The organism is Bacillus sp. RE35, from assembly GCF_052146655.1.
GTDB lineage: Bacteria > Bacillota > Bacilli > Bacillales > Bacillaceae_G > Bacillus_A > Bacillus_A cereus.
The window spans coordinates 4,924,877-4,946,409 of record NZ_CP197377.1; the positions used below are offsets into that span (position 1 = coordinate 4,924,877).

Consider the following 21,533-nt stretch of genomic DNA (forward strand, 5'->3'; position numbering starts at 1 on the left):
CCCTCGTTATTAGTTACGTAATGGCTTTCCTTTTACAAGCATGTGCTGCATTCTTGCTTGTGATTTCATCTCACTTACTAAGCTAATAAATGCTTCACGTTCTACATCTAATAAATATTGCTCATCAACTTCTGTTCCGTACGGTACTTTTCCGCCCGCAATGACATATGCAAGTTTCTTCGCAATGTGAAGATCGTACTCTGAAATGTAACCAGATAAATGCATTGCTTCCGCACCAAGTGCAAGAGTTGCATATCCTGTTTCCCCAACAACTGGTATCTTTTTGCGGATCGGCGCTTTATAACCAGCTTCATATAAAGCAAGTGCTTTCTGTTTCGCATCGTATAGTAAGTGATCACCATTCACACTAATACCATCTTTATCACCTAAGAAGTTATGAGAAACTGCTTCTTGTCCTGAAGTTGAAACTTTCGCCATTGCGACTGTTTCGAACACTTTATTTGCAACTTTTTGCAGATCAAACTCTACACCGTTTGCCATTTTGTTTAAGTGTTTAATGTATAGCTCTTTATTACCGCCTCCGCCAGGGATTAAGCCAACACCAACTTCTACTAAGCCCATATACGTTTCACTAGAAGCTTGAATGCTCGCTGCTGGTAAGCAAACTTCTGTACCTCCGCCAAGCGTCATACCATATGGTGCTGCTACAACTGGCTTAGAAGAGTACTTAATTTTCGTCATTGCATCTTGGAAGTTTTTCACAACCCACTCAATTTCAAAGTAGTTGTCGTCTTGTGCTTCCATTAAGATCATTGCTAGGTTCGCACCAACGCAGAAGTTCTTCGATTGGTTACCGATAACAAGACCTTTATAATTCTTTTCTACTTCATCAACAGCGTAGTTAATCATTTGCGTAATATCCATACCGATTGCATTGCTCTTCGAATGGAACTCTAAGCAAAGGATGCCGTCGCCTAAATCAATTAAGCTCGCTCCGCTATTTTTCTTTAATACACCATTTTTCGCTTTTAATTGCTTAAGAGAAATTGCTTTTTTATTACGCTCGATTAGCTTATATTCGCCATTATCGTAATAGTAGCTATCGCCGTTATCATGTTTATAGAAAGTAGTGAAACCTTTCTCTAACATTTCTTTCACCCAAGTAGGAACAACTACGCCGTTTTCTTCCATCTTTTGAACAGATTTTTCAACGCCGATTGCATCCCACACTTCAAATGGCCCTTGCTCCCATCCAAAGCCCCACTTCATCGCTTGGTCAATTGCAACGATATCGTCAGCAATTTCTTTATGAAGTTTTGCAGAGTATAAAAGAGTTGGTGTAATGATGTTCCATAATAACTCTCCTGCACGGTCTTTTGCGTATACAAGCGCTTTCAATTTATTCGCTAATCCTTTTTCTTGTTTACTTAACTCTACGGATGCAGCTTTTAATTTTTTACGCGCTTCGTATTCCATCGTTTCAGGATTTAATTCTAAAATTTCTTTTCCTTGTTTTAAGAAGAAGCCTTGACCCGTTTTACTTCCAAGCCATTTTTTCTCCAGCATGTCATGCATGAAAGCTGGTACTTTAAATACATCACGCTCTTCTTCTTGCACATTTTCATATACGTTATTTGCAACGTGTACGAATGTATCTAAACCGACAACATCTAATGTGCGGAACGTTGCGCTCTTCGGACGACCAATAAGTGGGCCTGTTACAGAATCAACTTCCCCAATGCTATAGCCGCGTTTTACCATCTCTTGAAGAGTAACAAGTAAGCCGTACGTACCGATGCGGTTTCCAATAAAGTTTGGTGTATCTTTTGCGATAACAACGCCTTTTCCAAGAACGTCTTCGCCAAATAGTTTCATGAAGCTTAATACTTGTGGATCTGTTTCTTTCGTCGGTATTACCTCTAGAAGTTTTAAATATCGTGGTGGGTTAAAAAAGTGTGTGCCTAAGAAGTGTTTCTGGAAGTCGTCTGAACGACCTTCTGCCATTTTTTCAACTGAAATACCTGACGTATTCGAGCTTACGATAGAACCCGGTTTACGAACCGCATCTACTTTTTCAAATAGTTTCTTTTTAATATCTAAGTTTTCAACTACTACTTCAATAATCCAATCTACATCAGCTAGACGCTCAAGGTCATCTTCTAAGTTACCTGCTTCAATCAGTGCTAAATTTCCTTTCACTGTCAGAGGAGCTGGTTTTTGCTTTAATAGTTTTTGCACAGCCGTATTACTAAAACGATTTCTCACACTTTTATGTTCTAATGTAAGTCCCTTCGCTTCTTCTTCTTTCGTAAGCGCAGGTGGTACAATATCAAGCAATAATGTCGGAATACCAATATTAGCTAAGTGTGCCGCAATTCCCGAACCCATTACGCCTGAACCTAGAACAGCAGCCTTTTTAATTTGGAACATCCAATTCTCCCCCTATTCTTGAATGAATGCTCATTCAATTTTTCGACATAAGTCGCAATCAATGAGTGAGCCTCTACTAATAAATATATGATACTGTTTAAATTTTCGCAATATATTTATTGATAAAATTTTCTGAAATAAATATTTTTCTTTTATTTGCCCATGCTATATATGTATTTTCTTCACTAAAATACACTTTCCCTTTTTATAATCTGACGAAACTGGAGGAATATATATGGCAAAACTTAAGAAGAACCCTTCAAAGGCTGGAATTAGTGCAGCTAGTGTAACTGGAAACGCAGGTCCGCATAACCACGGTGTTGAAAAAGGACGCCAAGGTAATAACCAACAATATAAAAAGCATAATATGGGCGAAAAATAACGCTATATTTTTGGGCAGAGAACGTGGCATAATGATTAATGGCTGCTTTTTCTGCCCAATTTATTTGTAACAAATGAGGGAATTATAATGAAACGAACAATAGTTATGATTGTAATGATTGCCACACTATTTACAGGGATGATTTTCTTCTCTTATGCACAAAGGCAACAAGCTGTAAGAGCTGATCAACCTAATATTACTGGGCAATATGGAGTTACAATCGATGCAGACACAGGTGAAGTTTTGTATGGAAAACGCGAAGACGAACGCTCTTATCCGGCTAGTATAGCCAAAATGATGACAACCCTTCTTTTACTAGAGAATGTAAAAGAGGATGAGGAAATTACAGTTACAGAAAACGCAATTAAAACAGAAAGTCAAAGTAAGAAAATTAAACTTCGTGCTGGGGAAAAGTTAAAACGTGATGAGGCATTAAAACTGATGCTTATTATTAGTGCAGATCCAATAGCTGAATCCATCGCAGAACATATTGCAGGATCAAAAAATGAATTTGTGAAAATGATGAATGCTAGAGCGAAGGAACTCGGTACAAAGCATGCGACTTTCAAGAACGCAAGTGGTGCTGATGCACTTGGAAATAAAGTATCGCCATATGACATTGCTATTATTACGAAAGAAGCATTAAAGTATCCAGTTGTTTTAGAATATATGAATTCAACACGTACAACTCTACATACTTCAGAACGCTCTCCAAACATCGCAAACTACGGACGAGAAGAACTATATGACGATCCATATGCGATTGGAAGTAAAAGCGGTCTATCAGCACTCGGAAAATATACAGTCGTAACAGTGGATGAAAAAGACGGTAAACGCGTCATTAACGTCGTATTATCTTCTACTCGCGCGCAACTATATCCTGATACGAAGAAAATGGCACATTATGCATTTCAGCAATTAAAATAACCAAGGAGTATTTTCTCCTTGGTTATTTTTTAACCATACCTTTTAATACGAACGCAACGTTTGCTGGACGCTCTGCTAGACGGCGCATGAAATATCCATACCAATCGTTTCCATAAGGTACGTAAACACGCATTTTGTAACCTTCTTTTACTAGCTCAAGTTGACGCTCATTACGAATACCATATAACATTTGGAATTCAAATTGATCCCTTGGAATATTATGTTCTTCAGCAAGTTTTTTTGTATATTCAATAATCGCTTCGTCATGTGAAGCGATTGCAGTATAATTTCCATTTAATAAGTGCATTTTAATAATCTTTTTATAATTGTCATCTACATCTTTCTTGTCCGGGAACGCCACTTCTTCAGGTTCTTTATAAGCTCCTTTTACAAGACGTAAATTAGGTTTATAAGCATTTAAATCCTCAATATCTTTTTCTGTACGATATAGGTAAGCTTGAATAACAGTACCAATATTATCGTACTCAGATTTTAATTGTTTAAAGATATCAATTGTTTTACCGCAGCGTGTATAATCTTCCATATCAATTGTAACGAACACACCATTTTCTTTTGCAGCTTCTAAAATACGGCGCATATTGTTCATTACGATTTCATCAGAGATATCTAATCCCATAGAAGTCATCTTTAAAGAAAGCTGCGAATCAAGACCTTCTCTTCCAATTGCACGGATCGCTTCAATCGATTGGTTAGCCATTTCATTTGCTTCCGCTTCATTATCAACGAATTCACCTAAATAATCGATTGTTACACAAAGACCTTGCTTATTTAATTGTTGAATGGCAGCTGTCGCTAATTCAATCGTCTCCCCTGCGACGAAGCGACCTGCACCAAAGCGTAAACCGTACTTTTTAGCCAGTTTTGTTAGCGCTTTATTTTTAGATAAGAAAAGAAACGAATTTCGCATTAATTGTTCCATGTAATTCACCCCTATGACTGTAATTTATCTGTTTTTTACCCCTCTTCAAAATTATATCATTGTTTAAAATTATTGGATACAAATAATTATTTAGATAATTTATAAAATACTATAAAAACATTTAAAAACCTATATTTCTGCTTATAAATATACCTGAAATATTTTTCGACATTTAGAAAAATGGAGTTTAATAGGTATAAAATAGGCATTTCGAAAATATTCGACATGCCTATAAAATCCTTTATATTCCATGTAAATTATATAAGGATATTAATACAGAAAACTTGCGATTATATTTACCTCAAGTTTTTTTATTGCTCATTTCGCTTCTCTTCATTCAGCCTTTTAATATCTGTAATTAACTGTACCATCTCTTCTTTCGCATCTGGATAAGTTTCATTCCAATGCTTTACTAAAGCTGGCATCGTCTTAGCTATGTAAGAATACAGTGCCCACTTCTGTACCTGTTCTTTTCTCTCTTCATTGCTCTCTCCAAGTAACAGCTCAGTATATTTCTCCAGTAAACCATCAAACTGCTCGTTAAACTTTTCACTCATTTTATTTACCTCCTATATGAAAAAAGCAGCGAAGATCGCTGCTTTTTCTTATAATTTTGATCGAACAGAGTTTAATTTTTTCTCCATTGTGCTTACTTTATCACGACGATCATCAATACGAATAGTTGTTGCAACACGCTGTGCACCTTTCGTATATGGAACTTCATGCATTTGTTGTATTACTTCTAGAATGACAGGAAGATCTCCTTCAATAATTGTATTCATCGGTGTTAATTGATACTTCACGCGATCCGCATTTTTCTCTAGCACCTTTTGTACTTCTGCTACATATTCACTAACACTTGGATTACCTGTTCCTACTGGAATAATCGATACATCAACAATTGCCATAGTAGTCTTCCTCCTATAATCGTTTCTTATATATCCATTGTCTATTTTACCGAAATCCTCATCATTTTACTAATATGTTACTCTTCCACTTTAAACTGCTCGACTAATCTTTCTAAATCTCTCATATGTTCTGTCAAACTTTCCATCGTGTGAGCTACCTTTTCTAAATGATTCACCTGTGATTCCGTTGCAGCATGTACCTCTTCAGAAACAGCTGCACTTTCTTGACTCGTACCAGCAATTGTGTGCATTACCGCTGTAATTTCTCCTTGCTCGTAACCTATGTTATGTACCTCTTCTACAATTTTTTCAACTGAAGTACTAATCGTATTTACAACTGACATAATTGTACGGAACTCCATTTCTGCCTCTGTCGTCACTTTATTTTGCACATCTGCAATGTCTTTCAATTTACTTACAACTTCTACAACTCTTTTTACTTCTACTTGCACATCACCAATCATCGTTGTGATTTCTCCGGTAGCCTCTTTTGATTGTTCCGCTAATTTCCGAACCTCTTCAGCAACAACCGCAAATCCCTTACCTTGCTCACCTGCACGGGCAGCTTCAATCGAAGCATTTAAAGCAAGTAAATTTGTTTGATCCGAAATGCCTTTTATAAGCTCAACAACATTTTGAATCGATCCAACCCTTTGTTCTAACTTATCCGATGCTTCTTCTGTATGAACAACAATCGAAGAAGATTGTCCCCTCGTACGGATTAAATTCCTCATTGTATTTAATCCTTGCTTAGACGCCTCTTCCGCTTTGCCAGCCACTCCTTTTATTTCACCAACGGAGCTATTCATTTGTTCCACTGACTCCGCCATATTCTCGAGCTGAGCTGAAACTTCATCCACACTATTCGCAAGAGTAGAAGCTCCTCCGCTCACATCATCCATCGCTCCTGAAACTTCTCTACTAGCCGCTACTGTTTCGTTCGTTAAATAATGTAAACTATTCGTTGATTGTTGCACCGTTGATACGCTGTTTTTAATTTTACTTACCATTTCATTCATTTGTTCAACCATATCATTAAAGTGCTTCGTCAACTCTCCAACTTCATCTTTACTTGTCACTTTCATTCGCAGCGTTAAATCGCCTTCTGCTACTTTTTGAACGTGATTCTTTAATAGTTGCAGTGGTCTTGCTAATCTTCTTGAGAATAAGTAGGAAGCTACGATTCCAACTAATAAACTAATACATGCCATTATAATAACTGTATTTCTCGTACTATTTAATAGCCCATCGATCGTTTCTTTCGGATAAAAGATTCCTATTGTCCATTTCATCGTATCAAATGATTGACTATAAACAACTACATCTTCACCTTTTATTGTAGTGACCGCATATTTTGTTCCCTCTTTATTTAAGCTCTTTATAAGCGGCTCTTTAGAAACATCTTTCCCTATCTTTTCTGGATAAACAAGAGCCATATTTTTATCATTTATAATAAACATTTCTCCGTCATTATTGTATTGAATATTGTGAAGCAACTTCTGAATCGTCCCAAGCGATACATCCATCGCAACAACGCCTAATACAGACCCATCTTGAGCTGTAATTGCTTTAGAAACACCTACACTTAACTTGCCTGTTGCAATTTCATAAGAAGGTTGTCCCCAATGGACCTTTTTTACATCAGCCTCTGAATCTTTATACCATGGTCTTGTCGTTGGATCGTATCCTTCTGGCACTTGCCCACCTTCAGCAAGATTGGCACTTAATGTTTTTTTATCTTTCGTACCAATATATAAATCTAAAATACCAGGATGATTCTTTTTATACTCCGCAAACTCTTTCGTTAAAAACGCTTCCTCTTCCGGAGTAACCCCACCTTGAAGCATATTACGAATCATCTCACTGTTCGCGTAATACCCCATATCTTCATCCGTTCTTTGAACAAATGTCGTAAGTTGCTCTGTCACAAGATCCATCGCATTTTGAGAATACTCGTCTAAGGAGCGCACTTCCTTTTCTTTCTGTAATTGATACACAGCTGTACCCAATATTACGAACATCATAGAAATAAGAACTGAAAACACTACCGCAATTTTTAAACGTAAACTTCTTAACATCTTCCCCCCAGCATCCCGATACGATAAACTTAACTAAATCTATACAATTCAATCAAATTTACACGAGTTAGTGCTTCATCGTGTTCTCGCAACCCCGAAGGGACGAGGGGTATAACACTCCACACGAGGCAGTATCGTTACCTCCTATTATCAAGCATTTATTTTACCCACCTTGATAAATTTGTCGCAGCATTTACATCCCTATCGTGATAGCTATTGCATGAAACACAACACCACTCACGTATTTTTAAACTCCACTGTCCTTCTGGTTGAACTGAATGGTCGTATTTAACTCCGCAACATGAACAAATCTTGCTTGAAGCGAACCATTTATCAGCTTTTACATACGCAATGCCATGTTTCTCGCACTTGTATGATAAACATTGAAAGAAGAAGTTTAATTTTTGAAAGGAAAATGCTTTCGATAGTTTTTTGTTTTTTAACAGGTTTGAGATAGATAAGTCTTCCACAACAATCCTCATTGGTTTGGTTTTCACCAATTTAGCTGTTGCTTGATGGATATGGTTATTTCGAATATTCGTAATTTTCCTAGATAACCGCAGGTGCTCCGCTTTCGCTTTTTCATATCCGACAGATTGAATTTTTACACCTTTTTTAAATCTCCTAGACATATCTCTTTGTGCTGACCTTTTCCTTTTCAAAAGTTTTTTAACCTTAGCATCTTTGTTTATATTTCGTTCTTTCATACCATTAGAAGCTACAAAAAGCTCTTTTAATCCAACATCCACACCAATCGACTCGTTCGTTAGTTCTTGTAATTCAAAGTCTTCTTGGAATCCTACACTCATCCACCAGTGACGACCATCAAAGGTAACTCTTGGATTGGATGGTTTTTTGTTTCTTGGTAGTTGTTGGCTTGTTTTCACTTCTCCAATGGACTGAATATGAACCAATTTCTTTCCTATAACCAGTCTTTCATAATTGGCATAAAATCCTTGGATTAAATCTTTTTTGGATTTATAAGAAGTGTGAGAACCATTTTTGTACTTTTTGAACGAATTTTTTCTCGCCGTATCAAAATCTTTTGAAGCCTGTTTAGGAACTTGTGCATTAATGTCTTGTAACCACTCATATCTTTTTCGCTTCTTGATCTTTGTAAATCGTTTCTGTAAAGCTAACTGTGAAACAGATTTTCCAAATAGCTTATAATATCTATCACTCATTCTTTTACAATAGTTATAAGCGAATCTTGCAGCACCAGCATGGTTTCTAAGCACTTTTTCTTGTTCAGGCGTTGGAATCAGTCTAACTTTCTTCGCCAATATCATCAGAATGTAACTCCTTTAATGAAAGTTTTGTTCTTCTGAATCGTAGCGTGTTCCACCAGTATTCTCGTAAGACTACTCGGATGCAAACCTGTTAATTCTGATACTTGACTAACTCGTGAAAATTTCATTATTATTCTCACCTCATTGAACCTAACATAGCACGTACGTTCGGAATTTTCAATAAAGTTTGATAGATTCAATTAAATGTATCTTGTTCAACTAAGGGCGCAATTCCTTAGCCAGTTCTCTTATGAACTTCTCATGTTTTCACATGAGCGCAGACTATATGTTTATCTACTTAAAGATAGAGGATTTTTCCACCACCATAGGCTTGTGATGTACTCTCGTCAGTTATACGAGATAGTCGTTGAACGTTCATCTTATCCATTTTGACTTAGATGATTCGAGGCGGAAGACCCATTGTTCTAGTGTTTAGGATTTAACCTTGCACCATCTGATTGATTTTTTCTGCTTTCGCAACATTCACGCTCACCATTTCTGGCCACGTTGTAGTTCAATCAGCTTTAGGGATTGCCCGCAGTTAACCCTCACTACTAGCCAATCACTTGACTAGCAGGGCTTACTGATATATTTAATTAACTTTGGTTATAATTGGTTAAATAAATCGTAACAGTTAATTACCCTTCTCGTTGTAATGTAATTATATTAATCACTATATTAAGTATAATAGATAAAATTAAAAAATTGAAATTAATTCTCACCTTAATACAATTAGAAAACGGACTACCACTTGTGCAAAAACAAATAGTTCATTATCCTTAAAATATAATCTCATTCGTTCGGAGGGAACTATGTTACAAAAATTCGGTTTCTCACAATATGAAAGCCAAGCTTATGAAGTTGTCGTATCAAGCAATGAACCATTAGATGCTACAACAATTGTGAAGCATTCAGGTGTTCCAAAAGCAAAAATATATGAAGTACTAGCACGCCTAATCGATAAAGGAATGGTAATGGATTCTGTTTCAGAAAAGAAAAAATTGTATACAGCATTACCACTAAAACTAGCAATTGAAAAATTAACGACAGAATTCCAATCAAATATTAAAGAACTAGAAACAAACATATCAAAAAAATCATTTACAGATGACCGTGTGTGGAGCTTAAAAATGCAATCTTCTATTCGAGTTCAAAGTAAAGAACTCATTGAAAGTGCACAAGAATCAATCCGTATTTCAGCTTGGAATGATACTCTTTTAGAATATCTCCCTTTACTAGAACAAAAAGCAAAACAAGGTGTTCAAATTGAATCTCTTATTGTTGGAGAAGTAGAAACAGACTTAGAAAACATGCATTTTCTAATCCCAGCTGAAGAACCTAATGCATTAGAGCGCTACTTGCTACTTATCGTTGACGATCGTGAAATTTTATTTGCTGGCGTAGAACAAGAGTCATGGCAAGCGATGAAAACAATGTCACAACCTTTCGTAAAGTTCTTTACAGAATTTTTCTATCACGACGTTGCACTTGCAAAGATCACCCAGAAGCACCACGATCTCTTTATGGAAGATGAGGAAATTAAGAGTTTGTTGATGAAATTGAGGTACTAATTAAATAATAAAAAGGAGTCTAATTTTTCACTTAGACTCCTTTTCGTTTTGTTCCTTTATCTCTATCAACAGCTCAATGATTTTTTCATTTTGCTCTACTTGCTTCTCTGAATTTTGATAGATGAAACGAACCCATCTAAGTGCAAGAATAATAAGAAACAACGGAAGCATTGAAATTAGAAGACCAATAATTGAAAAATTCGTATACATATACCTCACCTCGCTATATACCCTTTTCTCCATTTACCTACTAAAACCTGCAATTTTTTACAAATAAAAAAGAACCTATCAAACGATAGATTCTTCTTTCACGAACTGAGTAGAGCGTCCTCTCATAATCGAGAAAATCGCGCAAAGCAGTGCTAATATAATAAAGCCACCGCCTACCCAAGCATTATATATAACAGATGATTTTTCAATAACAACTCCGCCTACTGTTGAACCAAGTGCAATTCCTAAATGAAGCGCAGAGTTATTTAAACCTTGCTGAATACCAGCTGATTCCGGTGCAATTTCAATTAAATAATTTTGCTGTGCTGGTGAAATCGCCCAGCTCAGCATACTCCAAAGTCCCATCATAATGATGAAGAGCGGGAATGAGAATGTCATTAATGGCAGTATGAAGATTGCACACGCAAATACGATAATGATAGAAATAATACTTTTCTTCGATCCCCATTTATCAGCAAGCCAACCACCGAATCCGCCGCCGATTACTGCTGCGATTCCGAAAATAAAGTAAAACACACTAATCCAGTTTGCTTCAACATGCATGACATCTTTTAAAAACGGTGTTAAATATGCATACAATGTTAAATGCCCCGTTAAAAACAAAAATGATGTTAACTGTGCACTTACAATTTTTTTATCTTTTAAAGTAGCAAGTTGTTCTTTTATTGATAATACCGATGTCGGTGGTACTTTCGTTAAAAACAATGAAATACAAGCTATTGCCATAACTGTTAACACAGAAATTAATACAAATGGTGCACGCCATCCGTATGCATTTCCGAGTACAAGACCGAGCGGTACTCCAAGTACAAGTGATCCACTAATTCCCATAAAAATGATTCCAATTGCACGCGCACGAAAATGCGGTTCTACTACACTAGACGCAAGTGTTACAGATAGTGCAATAATTAATGAACCACTCGCCGCACAAATAACCCTTGAGAACATTAGCATTCCGTAATTCACACTAAACGCGGAAATAATATTTCCGATTAAGAAAATCGATAATGCTCCAACATACAATGTTTTTCTTTCAAACTTCCCTGTCACAGCTAATAAAACTGGACCTGACAAAGCAAATACTACCGAAAATATTGTTATAAGCTGACCAGCTGCGCTAATAGATACTCCTAAATCATTGGCAACTAAATCGAGCGTTCCTCCTATAATTAACTCAACCGTTCCGACTACGAAAGCCGCGATAGCTAAAATATAAACACGAAAATTCAAGTCTTTCCCCACGCTTTCTATTTTGGTTACTACGATTATAGTAACCAAAATAGAAAGTGGACGCAAGTATAATTTTTTTACAGTAAAAAAGGTAGGCGTATTATACGCCTACCCTTCCATCATTCTGTTTCTTTCTTCTTATTTAAATACCAATACACCGGCAGTCCAGTAAAGACAATTCCAATTGATAAGAAACAACTTACTGGATCGTTAATAATCGCACTACCGATTACAAAGAACGAACCTAAAATCGCTACGATTGGTACGATTGGGAATAACGGTACACTATATGCACGCTCTTTATTCTTATTACGTTTTCTTAAGATGAAGACACCAATAAACGTCATTACGTAGAAAATATAAATAATGAATACGGAAATCTCAGATAGCTTATTTGGATCACTAATAATCATTAAAATAATTCCTAAAATGATTTCAACAGTAATCGCATTTGCTGGTGTTTTAAATCTCGGACTTTCCTTTGCAATAAACTTAGAAAATGGAAGTTGTCCACGCTCTGCCATAGACATTGGAATACGTGGGAATGTTAAAATCTTTCCATTTAAACAACCGAAAATAGAAACGATAATACCGATACTAATAATTTTCCCACCATATTCTCCAAGTAACATGCCTGCAGCTGTCGCTGTTGCATTTTCTCCAAGGTCTACAATTTTCGCTGCTGGTAATACATTTAATAACGCCAAGTTAATTAATACGTAAGCAGCCGTTACGATTAAAATCCCTACTGTCATTGCTTTCGGTAATAACTTTGTTGGATTCTTCATTTCTCCACCAATCGAAGCAAGTAAAATCCAGCCGTCATAAGCAAATAACGTTGCTAAAATTGCCATACCGATACTTTGATTTTCCGATATCGGCACAACTACGTTAAAGATATCGCTATTCCCTTTCCAGAAACCTAGCACAACAATTAACACAATCGGAATCATCTTCCCAATTGTCGTGATTGTTTGAACGATACCTCCGTATTTTGTTCCCATACTATTTACAACGCCAAGGAACACAACCGTTCCAATTGCGATTGGTAAATTCCACACTTTATCTAAATAGAAAAAATTAATCATTAAAGAACTAAAGTATAAACCTAATGTTCCGATAATAGCAGGTCCATAAACAATTGTTTGCATCCAACCTGATAAATATCCCCAAAAACTTCCGTAAATCTCCTCTAAATACGTATACAACCCACCATTTTTCGGGATTTGCGCTCCAATTTCAGCTACTGTTAAACCACTTGCTAGCGTCAACAGACCACCAATTACCCAAGCAAGAATGGCCATATTAGAACTCCCCGAGTAATCTAATACGCTCCCTGGTTTCATAAACACACCAGATCCAATAATCGTTCCTACTACGATAGAAAGTGCTACTGTTAAACCAATTTTGTTCTTCTCATCATGATGCATGCTGCGTATCCTCCTTCCAATCCTAGTGTGATGCAAAAATGAAATAAAAAAACACTCCTCCCTAAAAAAGGGACGAGTGTTGTATTCGTGGTTCCACCCTTGTTTCAATTCGTAAAGTAACACACTTCACCAATTTCTCAAGTCTAAATAACGGTTTTTGCCGGCAAGCAATTACTAGATGCTCGTTCACTGCTGCAGTTCAGAGGTGGTAATCCATTTTTCCGTATTAGGAAGCTCACAGCCAAAGGCTTCCCTCTCTGAAAATCGTAAAAAATTGATCATGTCCTCATCATCACTTCTTGATGTCGAATTTTGTAGTTATTGTTCATTATATTGAATTGTTAGAAAAAATCAATATATTTTTTTATATAACATAGGAAATATTTCTCTTCTTATATTATAACAGAACATACAAAACTTCTCTAATTCCCTAAAAATGGTATAATCCATTTAGGAGGTGTACTAATAATGATTGCTGTCTTTTGTATCATTGCTACGTTTCTCTCTATTCTATTCGCTATCATGCATCGGCACAAGTATCCTGGTTATAGCATTTTAGCGGTAGCTATTATACCAGCTGTTTCCTTCTACGTATTGGGTAAATATCAATATACGGAAGTGTTTATCGGTTTTGCAATCTTCTACTGCATCTTCGGATACATACTAACAATGAAAAGAATTTTATTGAATCATTAAAAGGGACCGATTTCTGCTGACAGAAATCGGTCCTCGCACGTACCTTCCGGTTGCCCACACGAAAGATACATAAATCAATTATTTATCTTCTTTTTTCATAAAAAACTTATGGTGCGGTAAATCAACATTCAATGCCTCTAATTGTTTCTTTTCGTTGTCTAAAATCGCTTTTGCTTTTGTTTTTGTTGCTTCATCTAATCCAGCAAAGATGTCTTCATGCTTCTCTTTCTCTGGAAGTTTCACACCTAATTTTGTTAATTCTTCTTTTGCTTGCTCATGCGTTAATTTTCCGGATTTCTTTTGCTCTAAAATGGACTTCGCTTTCTCTTTTGTCTGTTCATCTAAGTTAGCAAACATGTCTCCATGTTTACCTTTCTCCGGCATTTTCACGCCTAGCTTTGTTAATTCCTCTTTTGCTTGCTCATGCGTTAATTTTCCAGATTTCTCTTGCTCTAAAATGGACTTCGCTTTTTCTTTCGCCTGTTCATCTAATCCCGCAAACATTTCTTTGTGCTTACCCTTTTCCGGGAACTTCACGCCTAATTTTGTTAATTCTTCTTTTGCCTGTTCTCGTGTTAATTTACCAGACTTCTCTTGCTCTAAAATGGACTTCGCTTTTTCTTTCGCCTGTTCATCTAATCCTGCAAACATGTCTTTACGCTTCTCTTTCTCTGGAAGCTTTACACCTAGTTCCTCTAACTGTTTCTTTGTATCGTCCATAATTGTTTTTACTTTTTGTTTTGTAGCGTCATCCAAATCCTTTTTCGCCGTTTTTGCAGGCTGATCCACTGCTGGAGTATTCGTTGCCGCGAATGCCGGAATGCCGACTCCTCCAATGATTCCGAATGATAAAGCACCTGCAATCGCTAAATAACCAACTGTTTTCTTCTTCATAGGAAATTTCCTCCTTCATATTTCTAATGCATGTACACTTTCGTATACAATGCCTATAGTAATGTCGGTTTCTTAACATTTCCTTAACGATTTAACAAAAAAACACCGCTCGTAATGAGCGGTGTTTCTCTATGCTTTTTGTAATTGTAACTCTTCACGTTCCATTATTTTTCTTAATACAATTGTTTGTGTCATTGTAAATAAGTTACCTGTTATCCAGTACAACACAAGTCCTGATGGCGCCGCAAACCCCATAAATAGAATCATTGCCGGCATCATAATTTGCTGCATCTTTAGCATCTGTACTTGTTCTCCAGGTGTAATATTCGATTGGAAAACTTTCATCTGAATAAATGTCGTTAACGCTGCAATAATCGGTAATATATGATATGGATCTGCATGTCCTAGGTTCACCCATAAAAACGAAGATGTGCGAATCTCTTCAGTTCTGCTAATCGCATAATACAAAGCAGAGAAAATCGGCATTTGTATAAAAATTGGCCAGCAACCAGCAAGTGGATTCCAACCGCCTGATTTCATTAGTTCTGACATTTCTTTTTGATACTGCTTTTGTTTTTCAAGGTCTTTGCTTACATCACCGTACTTTTTCTTTAGCTTCTGCAATTCAGGTTGCATTTTCTTCATTTTCGCTTGGCTGCGATATTGCGAAACAGCTAATGGAATCATTGCTGAACGAATAACGAGCGTCATAATAATGATAGCAATCCCAAAGCTAGCTCCAGGTATATGATGAGCAACAAATTGAATCATAAACGAGATTGGATATACAAAATAATGATCCCAAATTCCCGTACTATGTGCATCAATTGGGGCTGCATTACTGCAACCAGATAAAACAAAAACAAATAATAATGATAAACTAACGAGCACAGCTCGGTATGATTTTAACATGTTCATTCCTCCAATGTTTCGTAATTATTTAGCGAAACATTGGCGTATACGGACCGACCTCGTCATTCTCTTCACTTGATTCTTGTCTACGTACAGAACGAATCATTCCATATTTATAAAAAATAGAAAATAGCGGTACATTTCCCGCACTATCTTCACATGTATCAACTAACGCAAAAGCTCTTTGTCTACCGCTTGATGCTTGTTGACGCACAAAGCGAGAAACATTAGCAAGGAAGAAAACTTCTAATAAACAAAGTGCCGTCGTTACAAACGATATATATAGAATTGCATCCTGCAATAAAAATTCCATCGCTTCACATCCTTAATAAGGTCATTTTAGCACATCGGGCAAATATTCTCTATTTCCTTTTATTTTCAAAAAAAGTATTTTGCATATTTTCTCAAGAAAACAATAATTAAGAAACGTTGTATTCGCTTTCTTTAGCATATTCACACACATCAATGAATAGGCTTGATTTATTAGAAATTTATAAAATTTTTGCATTATAATAAAACTATTGCCAGTTTTTGAAAAAACCTTTATTCTCTTCTTGTAATCAAAAATGAATATGGAGATGAAACATACTATGGGTCAACTAGGAGACGCCGATTACGTTCCCGACACCGCCTTTTTATCCTTCCCAGCAGCTAAAACATTTCACTTAGAATTTATGATACAGTTGGTTGTTATTTTTATAGCTTCTATTTTGTATGCAATTTCTATGAATATGTTTTTTATCCCGCATAATATGATTAGCGGTGGATTCGCTGGTGTAGGGATGATTATCGGTTATTTAATGCACTACAATATCGGTGCACTTATCTTTTTACTAAACATTCCTCTTCTTATTTTAAGTCACTTTTACTTAGGCAAGAAGACAACCTTTTTAACAGCTTACTTTGTAGCTGTGTCATCGTTAGCGATGAACATTATCCCGGTACACCAAGTTTCAGACGATATTTTACTTTCTTCTGTATTCGGTGGTGTTATCTGCGGAGCAGCTTCAGGAATTATATTCCGATTTGCTTCTTCAACAGGTGGTTTTGATGTTGTTGGATTGATTGTAGCGAAATATCGAGATGTTTCAATTGGAGCAATCATATTTGTATTCAACTTAATCTTACTTGTAGCAGCAGGTTTTATTTTCGGATGGGATATTACACTTTATACGTTAATTAGTCGATTTGTAGTCAGCAAAGTTATCGACGCTGTGCATACGAAACATATTAAATTAACGATAATGACTATTACAGAAAAAGGCGAGGAAATAAAAAGCGCACTACTACATCACGGCATACGCGGGGTGACAATGGTAGACGCTGTCGGCGGCTATACAAACCATAAGAAAAAAATGATTTACACTGTCGTGACTCGCTATGAGTTAGGCGAAATGAAACGTATTATCCGTCAAGTGGATAACAAAGCATTTATGAACATTACTGAAACAGTTGAAATTGTCGGCCGTTTCAAACGCATATAAAAAGGTTAATAAATTAAAGGGCATAACATATTAGTCATATATAATATGTTATGCCCTTTGTTATTCAACTAACGTACCTTTTAGCATAATAAAATCACTAAGTTTATTACTACAAATCGGAGGATAGCATTCCATATACAATACTATCTGTCCATTCATCTTTATTCCAAAAATCTTGTATGAAATGGGCTTCCTTTCTCATACCTATTCGTTCACACAATTTTTGTGAAGCTGTATTACGTGCATCAAGATTAGCCTGTATACGATGTACATTACATTCATTAAATAATTTCAATACCAAACTACTTACTGCTTCTGTCGCCAAACCTCTCCCAGCTACTTCATTTGAAAAACTATAACCAATCTCAACAGTGTCTTTCATATTTGTGTACCATACGGATAAATCACCAACTACTTTAGTTTTGTATATAACTGCCAAACTTAATATTGTTTCTTTAGTAAGTACATTATTTGCTAACTTCTTATTAAATCTTTTCTGCATGTCTTCATGAGTCCACTTATTATGTAATAGGAACTTACATGTATCATCACTATTATAAATAGCAAATACATCCTGTAAATCAGTACTCTTAAAAGGTCTAATTATTAATCTTTCTGTTGTGAACTCCAAGTTAGCTCTCCTCCCTTACATTCATGCTATAAAACATTTTTTATAGTATTCAAGCCTCATTCTTAGATCTCACCTTGATTACATATTTCATCATAATAAATTAAAATCCTTCTTCCACTAAACTGCACCGTTAATGGTATTTCCTTGCGCTTTTTATTTTTTACACTTATTACAAAATCAGATAATTCTATTATTATGTCCCTAAATGTGTTATAATGAAAGCAGACTCACAAAAAAAGAGTATATAGACTTGGAAGTTTCTCTTATTTTACAAGCAAAAAGAAACGAGCAGTCGGGTATATTTCAGACACCATACACGTAACGGTTTAAACAACCGATCATCTTAGTTACTCTTCAATGATCTTTTTATAAAAAGATACGTACAATTAAAACTCACTTCAATATACTATACCTACCTTTTTGACTTCCAAATCATCTTATTACATAGGGAGATGAACATATGAATCAATATATACGATATACAATAGCTGTCCTGTTTGCTATTATCGGCGGAACAATCTGCTTCTGGACAAACACTCAGCTTGGAGAGAATATCATCTTTAATGGAATCGAAACACTTGTAAGCGCTTCAATTTTAGGCGGATACATTTACTTCCTCTTCAATCCAGAAGAAAACGCTCAAAAAACAATGTTATTAACAATGATCGGAATCGTTGGTGGATGTATTTCCTACTCAATGACAAACTATACATTACCACTTCAATTAAGCTCAGCTTTCTTCCACGGTCTATGGACTTGGTTCATTGCATTCTGCCTAGCAGACGTATTCAACCTTTTACAAGACAATGAAGAAGATAGCGGTCGCCAAATTGAAAGTAACTCTTAAGCTGGAAGATACTCTTCCAGCTTTTTTATGTTGGTTTGCATATCCCCGCATCACGATAAAAAGAAGTTACTCTCACGGCAACTTCTTTTCCACATACCCCACTTCGTATTCACTAAAATATATCAACGATTTTTCAAATATATCGATCGTTTCTCCACTTATATCAACGATTTTTTCATTATATCGACGCTTCGACACAAGATATCGATTTACCGACAACCTTCGACACTCAAAACTCACAACATACCCTATCCCCCAAGCAACTTACTGCCGAACTCTACGATTAAAAAGATAATTAATAGGATCGCGAGTATCTTTAATGCTACATATGCTACTTTAAAAACAACATAAATGAGCAAGACTATTAAAATAATTGATAAAATTTCCATATTTACTTCCTCCAAGCTTTGCTCTTCTTATCTCATTTTACTCGCCCTAGGCTGTTTATGGAACGGCATAAGATGACATATAAAAAAGAGGATACCTCACCCATCGTAAGATACCCTCTCTTTCAGCTGCTCAAACCATTCTCTTTCTACTTGTAAATATCCCATCTCACTCTTCTCGGCGCTCTTTAATTCTTGATCGGCTTTCTTCATATAAGTACGGGACGCTTCCATATTACCTTCTACATATCTAATAATTCCTTGTGTACGGTAATATCCACTTAGGTCCATTTTTGTAATAGCCTTTGCATGTTCCTTTGCTTCTTGCAAAGAAAGACTATCCATCTGATAAAGGGCTTTATATAAAAGGTACCAACTATGAAAACTACTAACGAAAAACTTATTTTCTTTCGTTACAGGTAGTTGAACAATTCGTTCTATATACGGTATCGCTCTTTCCATTCCCTCTTGATCTGCACGAGCAAAAAAGACGAGCATAAGTCTACTCATTATCTCTCTTATCCCTTTATTCTCTTTTATTTTCTCCTCACTCAATTCTACTAACCTTTCATCCCAATCTTTCGGTCTTTTATAACTAAATAACTCACTCGATATTTGAATCTCATATAAGTGATTTCTAGCTCTTTCATCATCTTTAATTAAAATAAGAAATTGCATCCCATCACTCATAAGCATTCCTTTTATCGGCACAATTGTAACCGCAAAGATTGCAAAATGGAAAAAGGAAAAATATAAAAGATATTGATAATAACTCACCATATATATGTAACCGGAAGTAATACCAAATAGTAAACTCGTAATCGGTCCACCTAAAGTGAGCCACGCCCACTTTTTCGAAAGATTCGGTGTCTCTATAGAAGGTGGTACTAGTGTTGCAACACCTCCAAAGTACGCCCACAATTTATTTTCTCGAATGCGTAATTTTCCCTTTTCTTTTTGAATAGTAATGGGTCCTACTGTCATAAATTTAAATGTCAAACCACCTATTACACCAAATACTACATGTCCTAGCTCATGAATGGCTAACACTAACAATGAAATTCCAACTATTGCCCATAAGTTCAAAATTACTTCTAATTTCCCAGTTCGGATTACTCCGTATAAAATGGACAGAATTAGCGCCACTGTCATTGAGCCAGCTGGCCTTCTTAAAATATCCACCTTTTTCTCCCCTTAATAAATCATTTTTCTTTGCATTTCGTACATGAACTTCCCGAGATGCAATATCCAAATAAATGAGATTAAGCCAATTAATACACAATCGATATCACTAGCAGCTGTATATATAACGGCAGCCCACCATACATATGCCAATATTGTATTCGTAAATTCATACGCTTTATATCCAGCCTCATGCACAATGTGCTTTAATCCTTCATCTGCGTTTTTCGTCCACATTTTCATAGATTCCATATACGTTACACCTTGTTCAGGATATAGCTTATTATAACGATTTTTTGTTATGAGTCCGATAATTACTACAGTAGTTAAACAAACAATAGAAGCTACTAAATTCCACACCGCAAATGAAACATTTGTATCCTGCAACAGTGCACGTCTACATGTAATAACTGCATATACAAACCATGCCTGCGTAACTATATCGCCTACACGTAAATATATACTTATAATGCCTAATTTTCTGCCTTGTACGCTCTCTTCTTCATCGCGTGCCTCTGCTAACATACGTGTATTCTTCCAAGTATAGTACATCATTAAAATTCCAAAAATAGTACATATACCTATAAATGTATTGGATGATAATTTTCTCGGTTCATCCGAGAGTAAATTTAAAGCTATATAAGACGTTAAAAAGCCACCCATCATACTTAATGCTATTTTCCCCACAGAATCAAATTGTTTTTTTCGCTTACTCTTACTCTTCATCGTCCTCTTCCCCCTCTACTAACGTAAATATTTCCTCCACCGGTACATTGAAAATTTGTGCGATTTTTAACGACAATACGATAGATGGTGCATAATCCCCGCGCTCAATTAAACTAATCGTTTGCCGTGATGATCCAATCGCTTTCCCTAAATCCCCTTGTGATAAACGATGCTTTGCTCGCAATTCCCTCACTCGATTTTGAAGCTTCATGTCTTCCCTCTTTTTCATTTATTTAATTAAAATTGTAAATAATATCCTTATCTTTGTCAATTATAATTGTCATTACGACTATAATAATTGACAAGATACTTATTTCTTATCCTGTATCAAATTCCTATAAAGAATGTAAAATGTGCATTAAACATAGTCTTAAAAATAAAAAAGTCAGTGCTTTTGC

24 protein-coding genes and 1 other annotated feature are annotated in these 21,533 nt (G+C 35.9%); of the genes, 6 read left to right on the forward strand and 18 right to left on the reverse strand.

Annotated elements, in window-relative coordinates:
* Positions 1-9: 9 nt before the first annotated feature.
* Positions 10-2,391: a 3-hydroxyacyl-CoA dehydrogenase/enoyl-CoA hydratase family protein gene (locus ACTL4X_RS25305; protein ID WP_000486378.1), complete on the reverse strand. Its 2,382-nt coding sequence runs from the start codon at positions 2,389-2,391 to the stop codon at positions 10-12.
* Positions 2,392-2,626: 235 nt separating this feature from the next.
* Here ACTL4X_RS25305 and ACTL4X_RS25310 point away from each other — a divergent pair, with 235 nt between their 5' ends.
* Entirely contained in the window at positions 2,627-2,773 is a 147-nt protein-coding gene (locus ACTL4X_RS25310; protein ID WP_001096344.1) for a YuzL family protein, read from the forward strand.
* 87 nt (positions 2,774-2,860) lie between these two features.
* Positions 2,861-3,700: a D-alanyl-D-alanine carboxypeptidase family protein gene (locus ACTL4X_RS25315; RefSeq protein WP_000831462.1), complete on the forward strand. Its 840-nt coding sequence runs from the start codon at positions 2,861-2,863 to the stop codon at positions 3,698-3,700.
* Between the two features lie 22 nt (positions 3,701-3,722).
* Here ACTL4X_RS25315 and ACTL4X_RS25320 read toward each other — a convergent pair whose 3' ends face one another.
* The 6 genes from ACTL4X_RS25320 to ACTL4X_RS25345 all read right to left on the reverse strand — a co-directional run bounded on the left by ACTL4X_RS25320 (position 3,723) and on the right by ACTL4X_RS25345 (position 9,043).
* On the reverse strand, positions 3,723-4,640 hold the full coding sequence (locus tag ACTL4X_RS25320) for a proline dehydrogenase family protein (protein WP_000436783.1): 918 nt from the start codon (positions 4,638-4,640) through the stop codon (positions 3,723-3,725).
* A 311-nt stretch (positions 4,641-4,951) separates the two neighbouring features.
* Positions 4,952-5,197 (reverse strand): YusU family protein, encoded by a 246-nt coding sequence (locus tag ACTL4X_RS25325; protein WP_001290594.1) that lies wholly within the window; start codon positions 5,195-5,197, stop codon positions 4,952-4,954.
* A gap of 48 nt (positions 5,198-5,245) precedes the next feature.
* Positions 5,246-5,548, reverse strand: a complete 303-nt coding sequence (locus tag ACTL4X_RS25330; RefSeq protein WP_001018860.1) for an MTH1187 family thiamine-binding protein — start codon at positions 5,546-5,548, stop codon at positions 5,246-5,248.
* A gap of 77 nt (positions 5,549-5,625) precedes the next feature.
* Positions 5,626-7,626: a methyl-accepting chemotaxis protein gene (locus ACTL4X_RS25335; RefSeq protein ID WP_048538392.1), complete on the reverse strand. Its 2,001-nt coding sequence runs from the start codon at positions 7,624-7,626 to the stop codon at positions 5,626-5,628.
* A 158-nt stretch (positions 7,627-7,784) separates the two neighbouring features.
* On the reverse strand, positions 7,785-8,915 hold the full coding sequence (locus ACTL4X_RS25340) for an RNA-guided endonuclease InsQ/TnpB family protein (protein ID WP_086401294.1): 1,131 nt from the start codon (positions 8,913-8,915) through the stop codon (positions 7,785-7,787).
* The gene (locus ACTL4X_RS25345; RefSeq protein WP_254909516.1) at positions 8,915-9,043 is read right to left on the reverse strand and encodes a hypothetical protein; all 129 of its coding nucleotides are present in this window, start codon (positions 9,041-9,043) and stop codon (positions 8,915-8,917) included. Before ACTL4X_RS25345 ends, ACTL4X_RS25340 begins: the two co-directional genes overlap by 1 nt.
* A gap of 684 nt (positions 9,044-9,727) precedes the next feature.
* Between ACTL4X_RS25345 and ACTL4X_RS25350 the strand changes: the two genes are divergently transcribed.
* On the forward strand, positions 9,728-10,486 hold the full coding sequence (locus ACTL4X_RS25350) for a TrmB family transcriptional regulator (RefSeq protein WP_000939481.1): 759 nt from the start codon (positions 9,728-9,730) through the stop codon (positions 10,484-10,486).
* A gap of 27 nt (positions 10,487-10,513) precedes the next feature.
* Here ACTL4X_RS25350 and ACTL4X_RS25355 read toward each other — a convergent pair whose 3' ends face one another.
* The 3 genes from ACTL4X_RS25355 to ACTL4X_RS25365 all read right to left on the reverse strand — a co-directional run bounded on the left by ACTL4X_RS25355 (position 10,514) and on the right by ACTL4X_RS25365 (position 13,377).
* Positions 10,514-10,696, reverse strand: coding sequence for a hypothetical protein (locus ACTL4X_RS25355; RefSeq protein WP_006918814.1), 183 nt, complete (start codon positions 10,694-10,696; stop codon positions 10,514-10,516).
* Positions 10,697-10,774: 78 nt separating this feature from the next.
* Positions 10,775-11,959 carry an MFS transporter gene (locus ACTL4X_RS25360; RefSeq protein WP_139310339.1) on the reverse strand — a complete coding sequence of 395 codons (1,185 nt, stop codon included), beginning with the start codon at positions 11,957-11,959 and terminating at the stop codon, positions 10,775-10,777.
* Positions 11,960-12,066: 107 nt separating this feature from the next.
* Positions 12,067-13,377 carry an APC family permease gene (locus tag ACTL4X_RS25365; protein WP_000546311.1) on the reverse strand — a complete coding sequence of 437 codons (1,311 nt, stop codon included), beginning with the start codon at positions 13,375-13,377 and terminating at the stop codon, positions 12,067-12,069.
* Between the two features lie 65 nt (positions 13,378-13,442).
* Positions 13,443-13,679, reverse strand: a binding site (T-box leader).
* A gap of 166 nt (positions 13,680-13,845) precedes the next feature.
* Between ACTL4X_RS25365 and ACTL4X_RS25370 the strand changes: the two genes are divergently transcribed.
* On the forward strand, positions 13,846-14,073 hold the full coding sequence (locus ACTL4X_RS25370; protein WP_000562231.1) for a hypothetical protein: 228 nt from the start codon (positions 13,846-13,848) through the stop codon (positions 14,071-14,073).
* A 78-nt stretch (positions 14,074-14,151) separates the two neighbouring features.
* Here the strand turns inward: ACTL4X_RS25370 and ACTL4X_RS25375 are convergent, their stop codons facing one another.
* The 3 genes from ACTL4X_RS25375 to ACTL4X_RS25385 all read right to left on the reverse strand — a co-directional run bounded on the left by ACTL4X_RS25375 (position 14,152) and on the right by ACTL4X_RS25385 (position 16,192).
* Positions 14,152-14,967 (reverse strand): hypothetical protein, encoded by an 816-nt coding sequence (locus ACTL4X_RS25375; protein ID WP_000730850.1) that lies wholly within the window; start codon positions 14,965-14,967, stop codon positions 14,152-14,154.
* 129 nt (positions 14,968-15,096) lie between these two features.
* Positions 15,097-15,879: a membrane protein insertase YidC gene (gene yidC / locus ACTL4X_RS25380; RefSeq protein ID WP_000920522.1), complete on the reverse strand. Its 783-nt coding sequence runs from the start codon at positions 15,877-15,879 to the stop codon at positions 15,097-15,099.
* A 28-nt stretch (positions 15,880-15,907) separates the two neighbouring features.
* A complete protein-coding gene (locus ACTL4X_RS25385) occupies positions 15,908-16,192 on the reverse strand; it encodes a hypothetical protein (RefSeq protein WP_000394930.1) in 285 nt (94 codons plus the stop codon).
* Between the two features lie 277 nt (positions 16,193-16,469).
* Between ACTL4X_RS25385 and ACTL4X_RS25390 the strand changes: the two genes are divergently transcribed.
* Positions 16,470-17,363: a YitT family protein gene (locus ACTL4X_RS25390; RefSeq protein WP_000530044.1), complete on the forward strand. Its 894-nt coding sequence runs from the start codon at positions 16,470-16,472 to the stop codon at positions 17,361-17,363.
* Positions 17,364-17,472: 109 nt separating this feature from the next.
* Here the strand turns inward: ACTL4X_RS25390 and ACTL4X_RS25395 are convergent, their stop codons facing one another.
* Positions 17,473-17,994, reverse strand: a complete 522-nt coding sequence (locus ACTL4X_RS25395) for a GNAT family N-acetyltransferase (RefSeq protein WP_000397307.1) — start codon at positions 17,992-17,994, stop codon at positions 17,473-17,475.
* 460 nt (positions 17,995-18,454) lie between these two features.
* On the opposite strand from ACTL4X_RS25395, the gene ACTL4X_RS25400 reads away from it, so the two are divergent.
* A complete protein-coding gene (locus tag ACTL4X_RS25400; RefSeq protein WP_001077773.1) occupies positions 18,455-18,841 on the forward strand; it encodes a DUF3938 domain-containing protein in 387 nt (128 codons plus the stop codon).
* A 248-nt stretch (positions 18,842-19,089) separates the two neighbouring features.
* On the opposite strand, the gene ACTL4X_RS25405 is transcribed toward ACTL4X_RS25400, so the two are convergent.
* The 4 genes from ACTL4X_RS25405 to ACTL4X_RS25420 form a co-directional block, all read right to left on the reverse strand.
* Entirely contained in the window at positions 19,090-19,230 is a 141-nt protein-coding gene (locus tag ACTL4X_RS25405) for a DUF3985 family protein (RefSeq protein ID WP_000404758.1), read from the reverse strand.
* Positions 19,231-19,326: 96 nt separating this feature from the next.
* Positions 19,327-20,379: a hypothetical protein gene (locus tag ACTL4X_RS25410; protein WP_002182986.1), complete on the reverse strand. Its 1,053-nt coding sequence runs from the start codon at positions 20,377-20,379 to the stop codon at positions 19,327-19,329.
* Between the two features lie 42 nt (positions 20,380-20,421).
* Positions 20,422-21,135 carry a DUF3169 family protein gene (locus tag ACTL4X_RS25415; RefSeq protein ID WP_033696596.1) on the reverse strand — a complete coding sequence of 238 codons (714 nt, stop codon included), beginning with the start codon at positions 21,133-21,135 and terminating at the stop codon, positions 20,422-20,424.
* On the reverse strand, positions 21,125-21,346 hold the full coding sequence (locus ACTL4X_RS25420) for a helix-turn-helix transcriptional regulator (RefSeq protein ID WP_000776168.1): 222 nt from the start codon (positions 21,344-21,346) through the stop codon (positions 21,125-21,127). Before ACTL4X_RS25420 ends, ACTL4X_RS25415 begins: the two co-directional genes overlap by 11 nt.
* Positions 21,347-21,533: the final 187 nt, after the last annotated feature.

Excerpts from the sequence above, each read along its gene's own strand:
- ACTL4X_RS25305 (WP_000486378.1), bottom strand. The coding sequence starts at position 2,391 with ATGTTCCAAATTAAAAAGGCTGCTGTTCTAGGTTCAGGCGTAATGGGT.
- ACTL4X_RS25310 (WP_001096344.1), top strand. The coding sequence starts at position 2,627 with ATGGCAAAACTTAAGAAGAACCCTTCAAAGGCTGGAATTAGTGCAGCT.
- ACTL4X_RS25315 (WP_000831462.1), top strand. The coding sequence starts at position 2,861 with ATGAAACGAACAATAGTTATGATTGTAATGATTGCCACACTATTTACA.
- ACTL4X_RS25320 (WP_000436783.1), bottom strand. The coding sequence starts at position 4,640 with ATGGAACAATTAATGCGAAATTCGTTTCTTTTCTTATCTAAAAATAAA.
- ACTL4X_RS25325 (WP_001290594.1), bottom strand. The coding sequence starts at position 5,197 with ATGAGTGAAAAGTTTAACGAGCAGTTTGATGGTTTACTGGAGAAATAT.
- ACTL4X_RS25330 (WP_001018860.1), bottom strand. The coding sequence starts at position 5,548 with ATGGCAATTGTTGATGTATCGATTATTCCAGTAGGAACAGGTAATCCA.
- ACTL4X_RS25335 (WP_048538392.1), bottom strand. The coding sequence starts at position 7,626 with ATGTTAAGAAGTTTACGTTTAAAAATTGCGGTAGTGTTTTCAGTTCTT.
- ACTL4X_RS25340 (WP_086401294.1), bottom strand. The coding sequence starts at position 8,915 with ATGATATTGGCGAAGAAAGTTAGACTGATTCCAACGCCTGAACAAGAA.
- ACTL4X_RS25345 (WP_254909516.1), bottom strand. The coding sequence starts at position 9,043 with ATGAAATTTTCACGAGTTAGTCAAGTATCAGAATTAACAGGTTTGCAT.
- ACTL4X_RS25350 (WP_000939481.1), top strand. The coding sequence starts at position 9,728 with ATGTTACAAAAATTCGGTTTCTCACAATATGAAAGCCAAGCTTATGAA.
- ACTL4X_RS25355 (WP_006918814.1), bottom strand. The coding sequence starts at position 10,696 with ATGTATACGAATTTTTCAATTATTGGTCTTCTAATTTCAATGCTTCCG.
- ACTL4X_RS25365 (WP_000546311.1), bottom strand. The coding sequence starts at position 13,377 with ATGCATCATGATGAGAAGAACAAAATTGGTTTAACAGTAGCACTTTCT.
- ACTL4X_RS25370 (WP_000562231.1), top strand. The coding sequence starts at position 13,846 with ATGATTGCTGTCTTTTGTATCATTGCTACGTTTCTCTCTATTCTATTC.
- ACTL4X_RS25375 (WP_000730850.1), bottom strand. The coding sequence starts at position 14,967 with ATGAAGAAGAAAACAGTTGGTTATTTAGCGATTGCAGGTGCTTTATCA.
- yidC (WP_000920522.1), bottom strand. The coding sequence starts at position 15,879 with ATGTTAAAATCATACCGAGCTGTGCTCGTTAGTTTATCATTATTATTT.
- ACTL4X_RS25385 (WP_000394930.1), bottom strand. The coding sequence starts at position 16,192 with ATGGAATTTTTATTGCAGGATGCAATTCTATATATATCGTTTGTAACG.
- ACTL4X_RS25390 (WP_000530044.1), top strand. The coding sequence starts at position 16,470 with ATGGGTCAACTAGGAGACGCCGATTACGTTCCCGACACCGCCTTTTTA.
- ACTL4X_RS25400 (WP_001077773.1), top strand. The coding sequence starts at position 18,455 with ATGAATCAATATATACGATATACAATAGCTGTCCTGTTTGCTATTATC.
- ACTL4X_RS25405 (WP_000404758.1), bottom strand. The coding sequence starts at position 19,230 with ATGGAAATTTTATCAATTATTTTAATAGTCTTGCTCATTTATGTTGTT.
- ACTL4X_RS25410 (WP_002182986.1), bottom strand. The coding sequence starts at position 20,379 with ATGACAGTGGCGCTAATTCTGTCCATTTTATACGGAGTAATCCGAACT.
- ACTL4X_RS25415 (WP_033696596.1), bottom strand. The coding sequence starts at position 21,135 with ATGAAGAGTAAGAGTAAGCGAAAAAAACAATTTGATTCTGTGGGGAAA.
- ACTL4X_RS25420 (WP_000776168.1), bottom strand. The coding sequence starts at position 21,346 with ATGAAGCTTCAAAATCGAGTGAGGGAATTGCGAGCAAAGCATCGTTTA.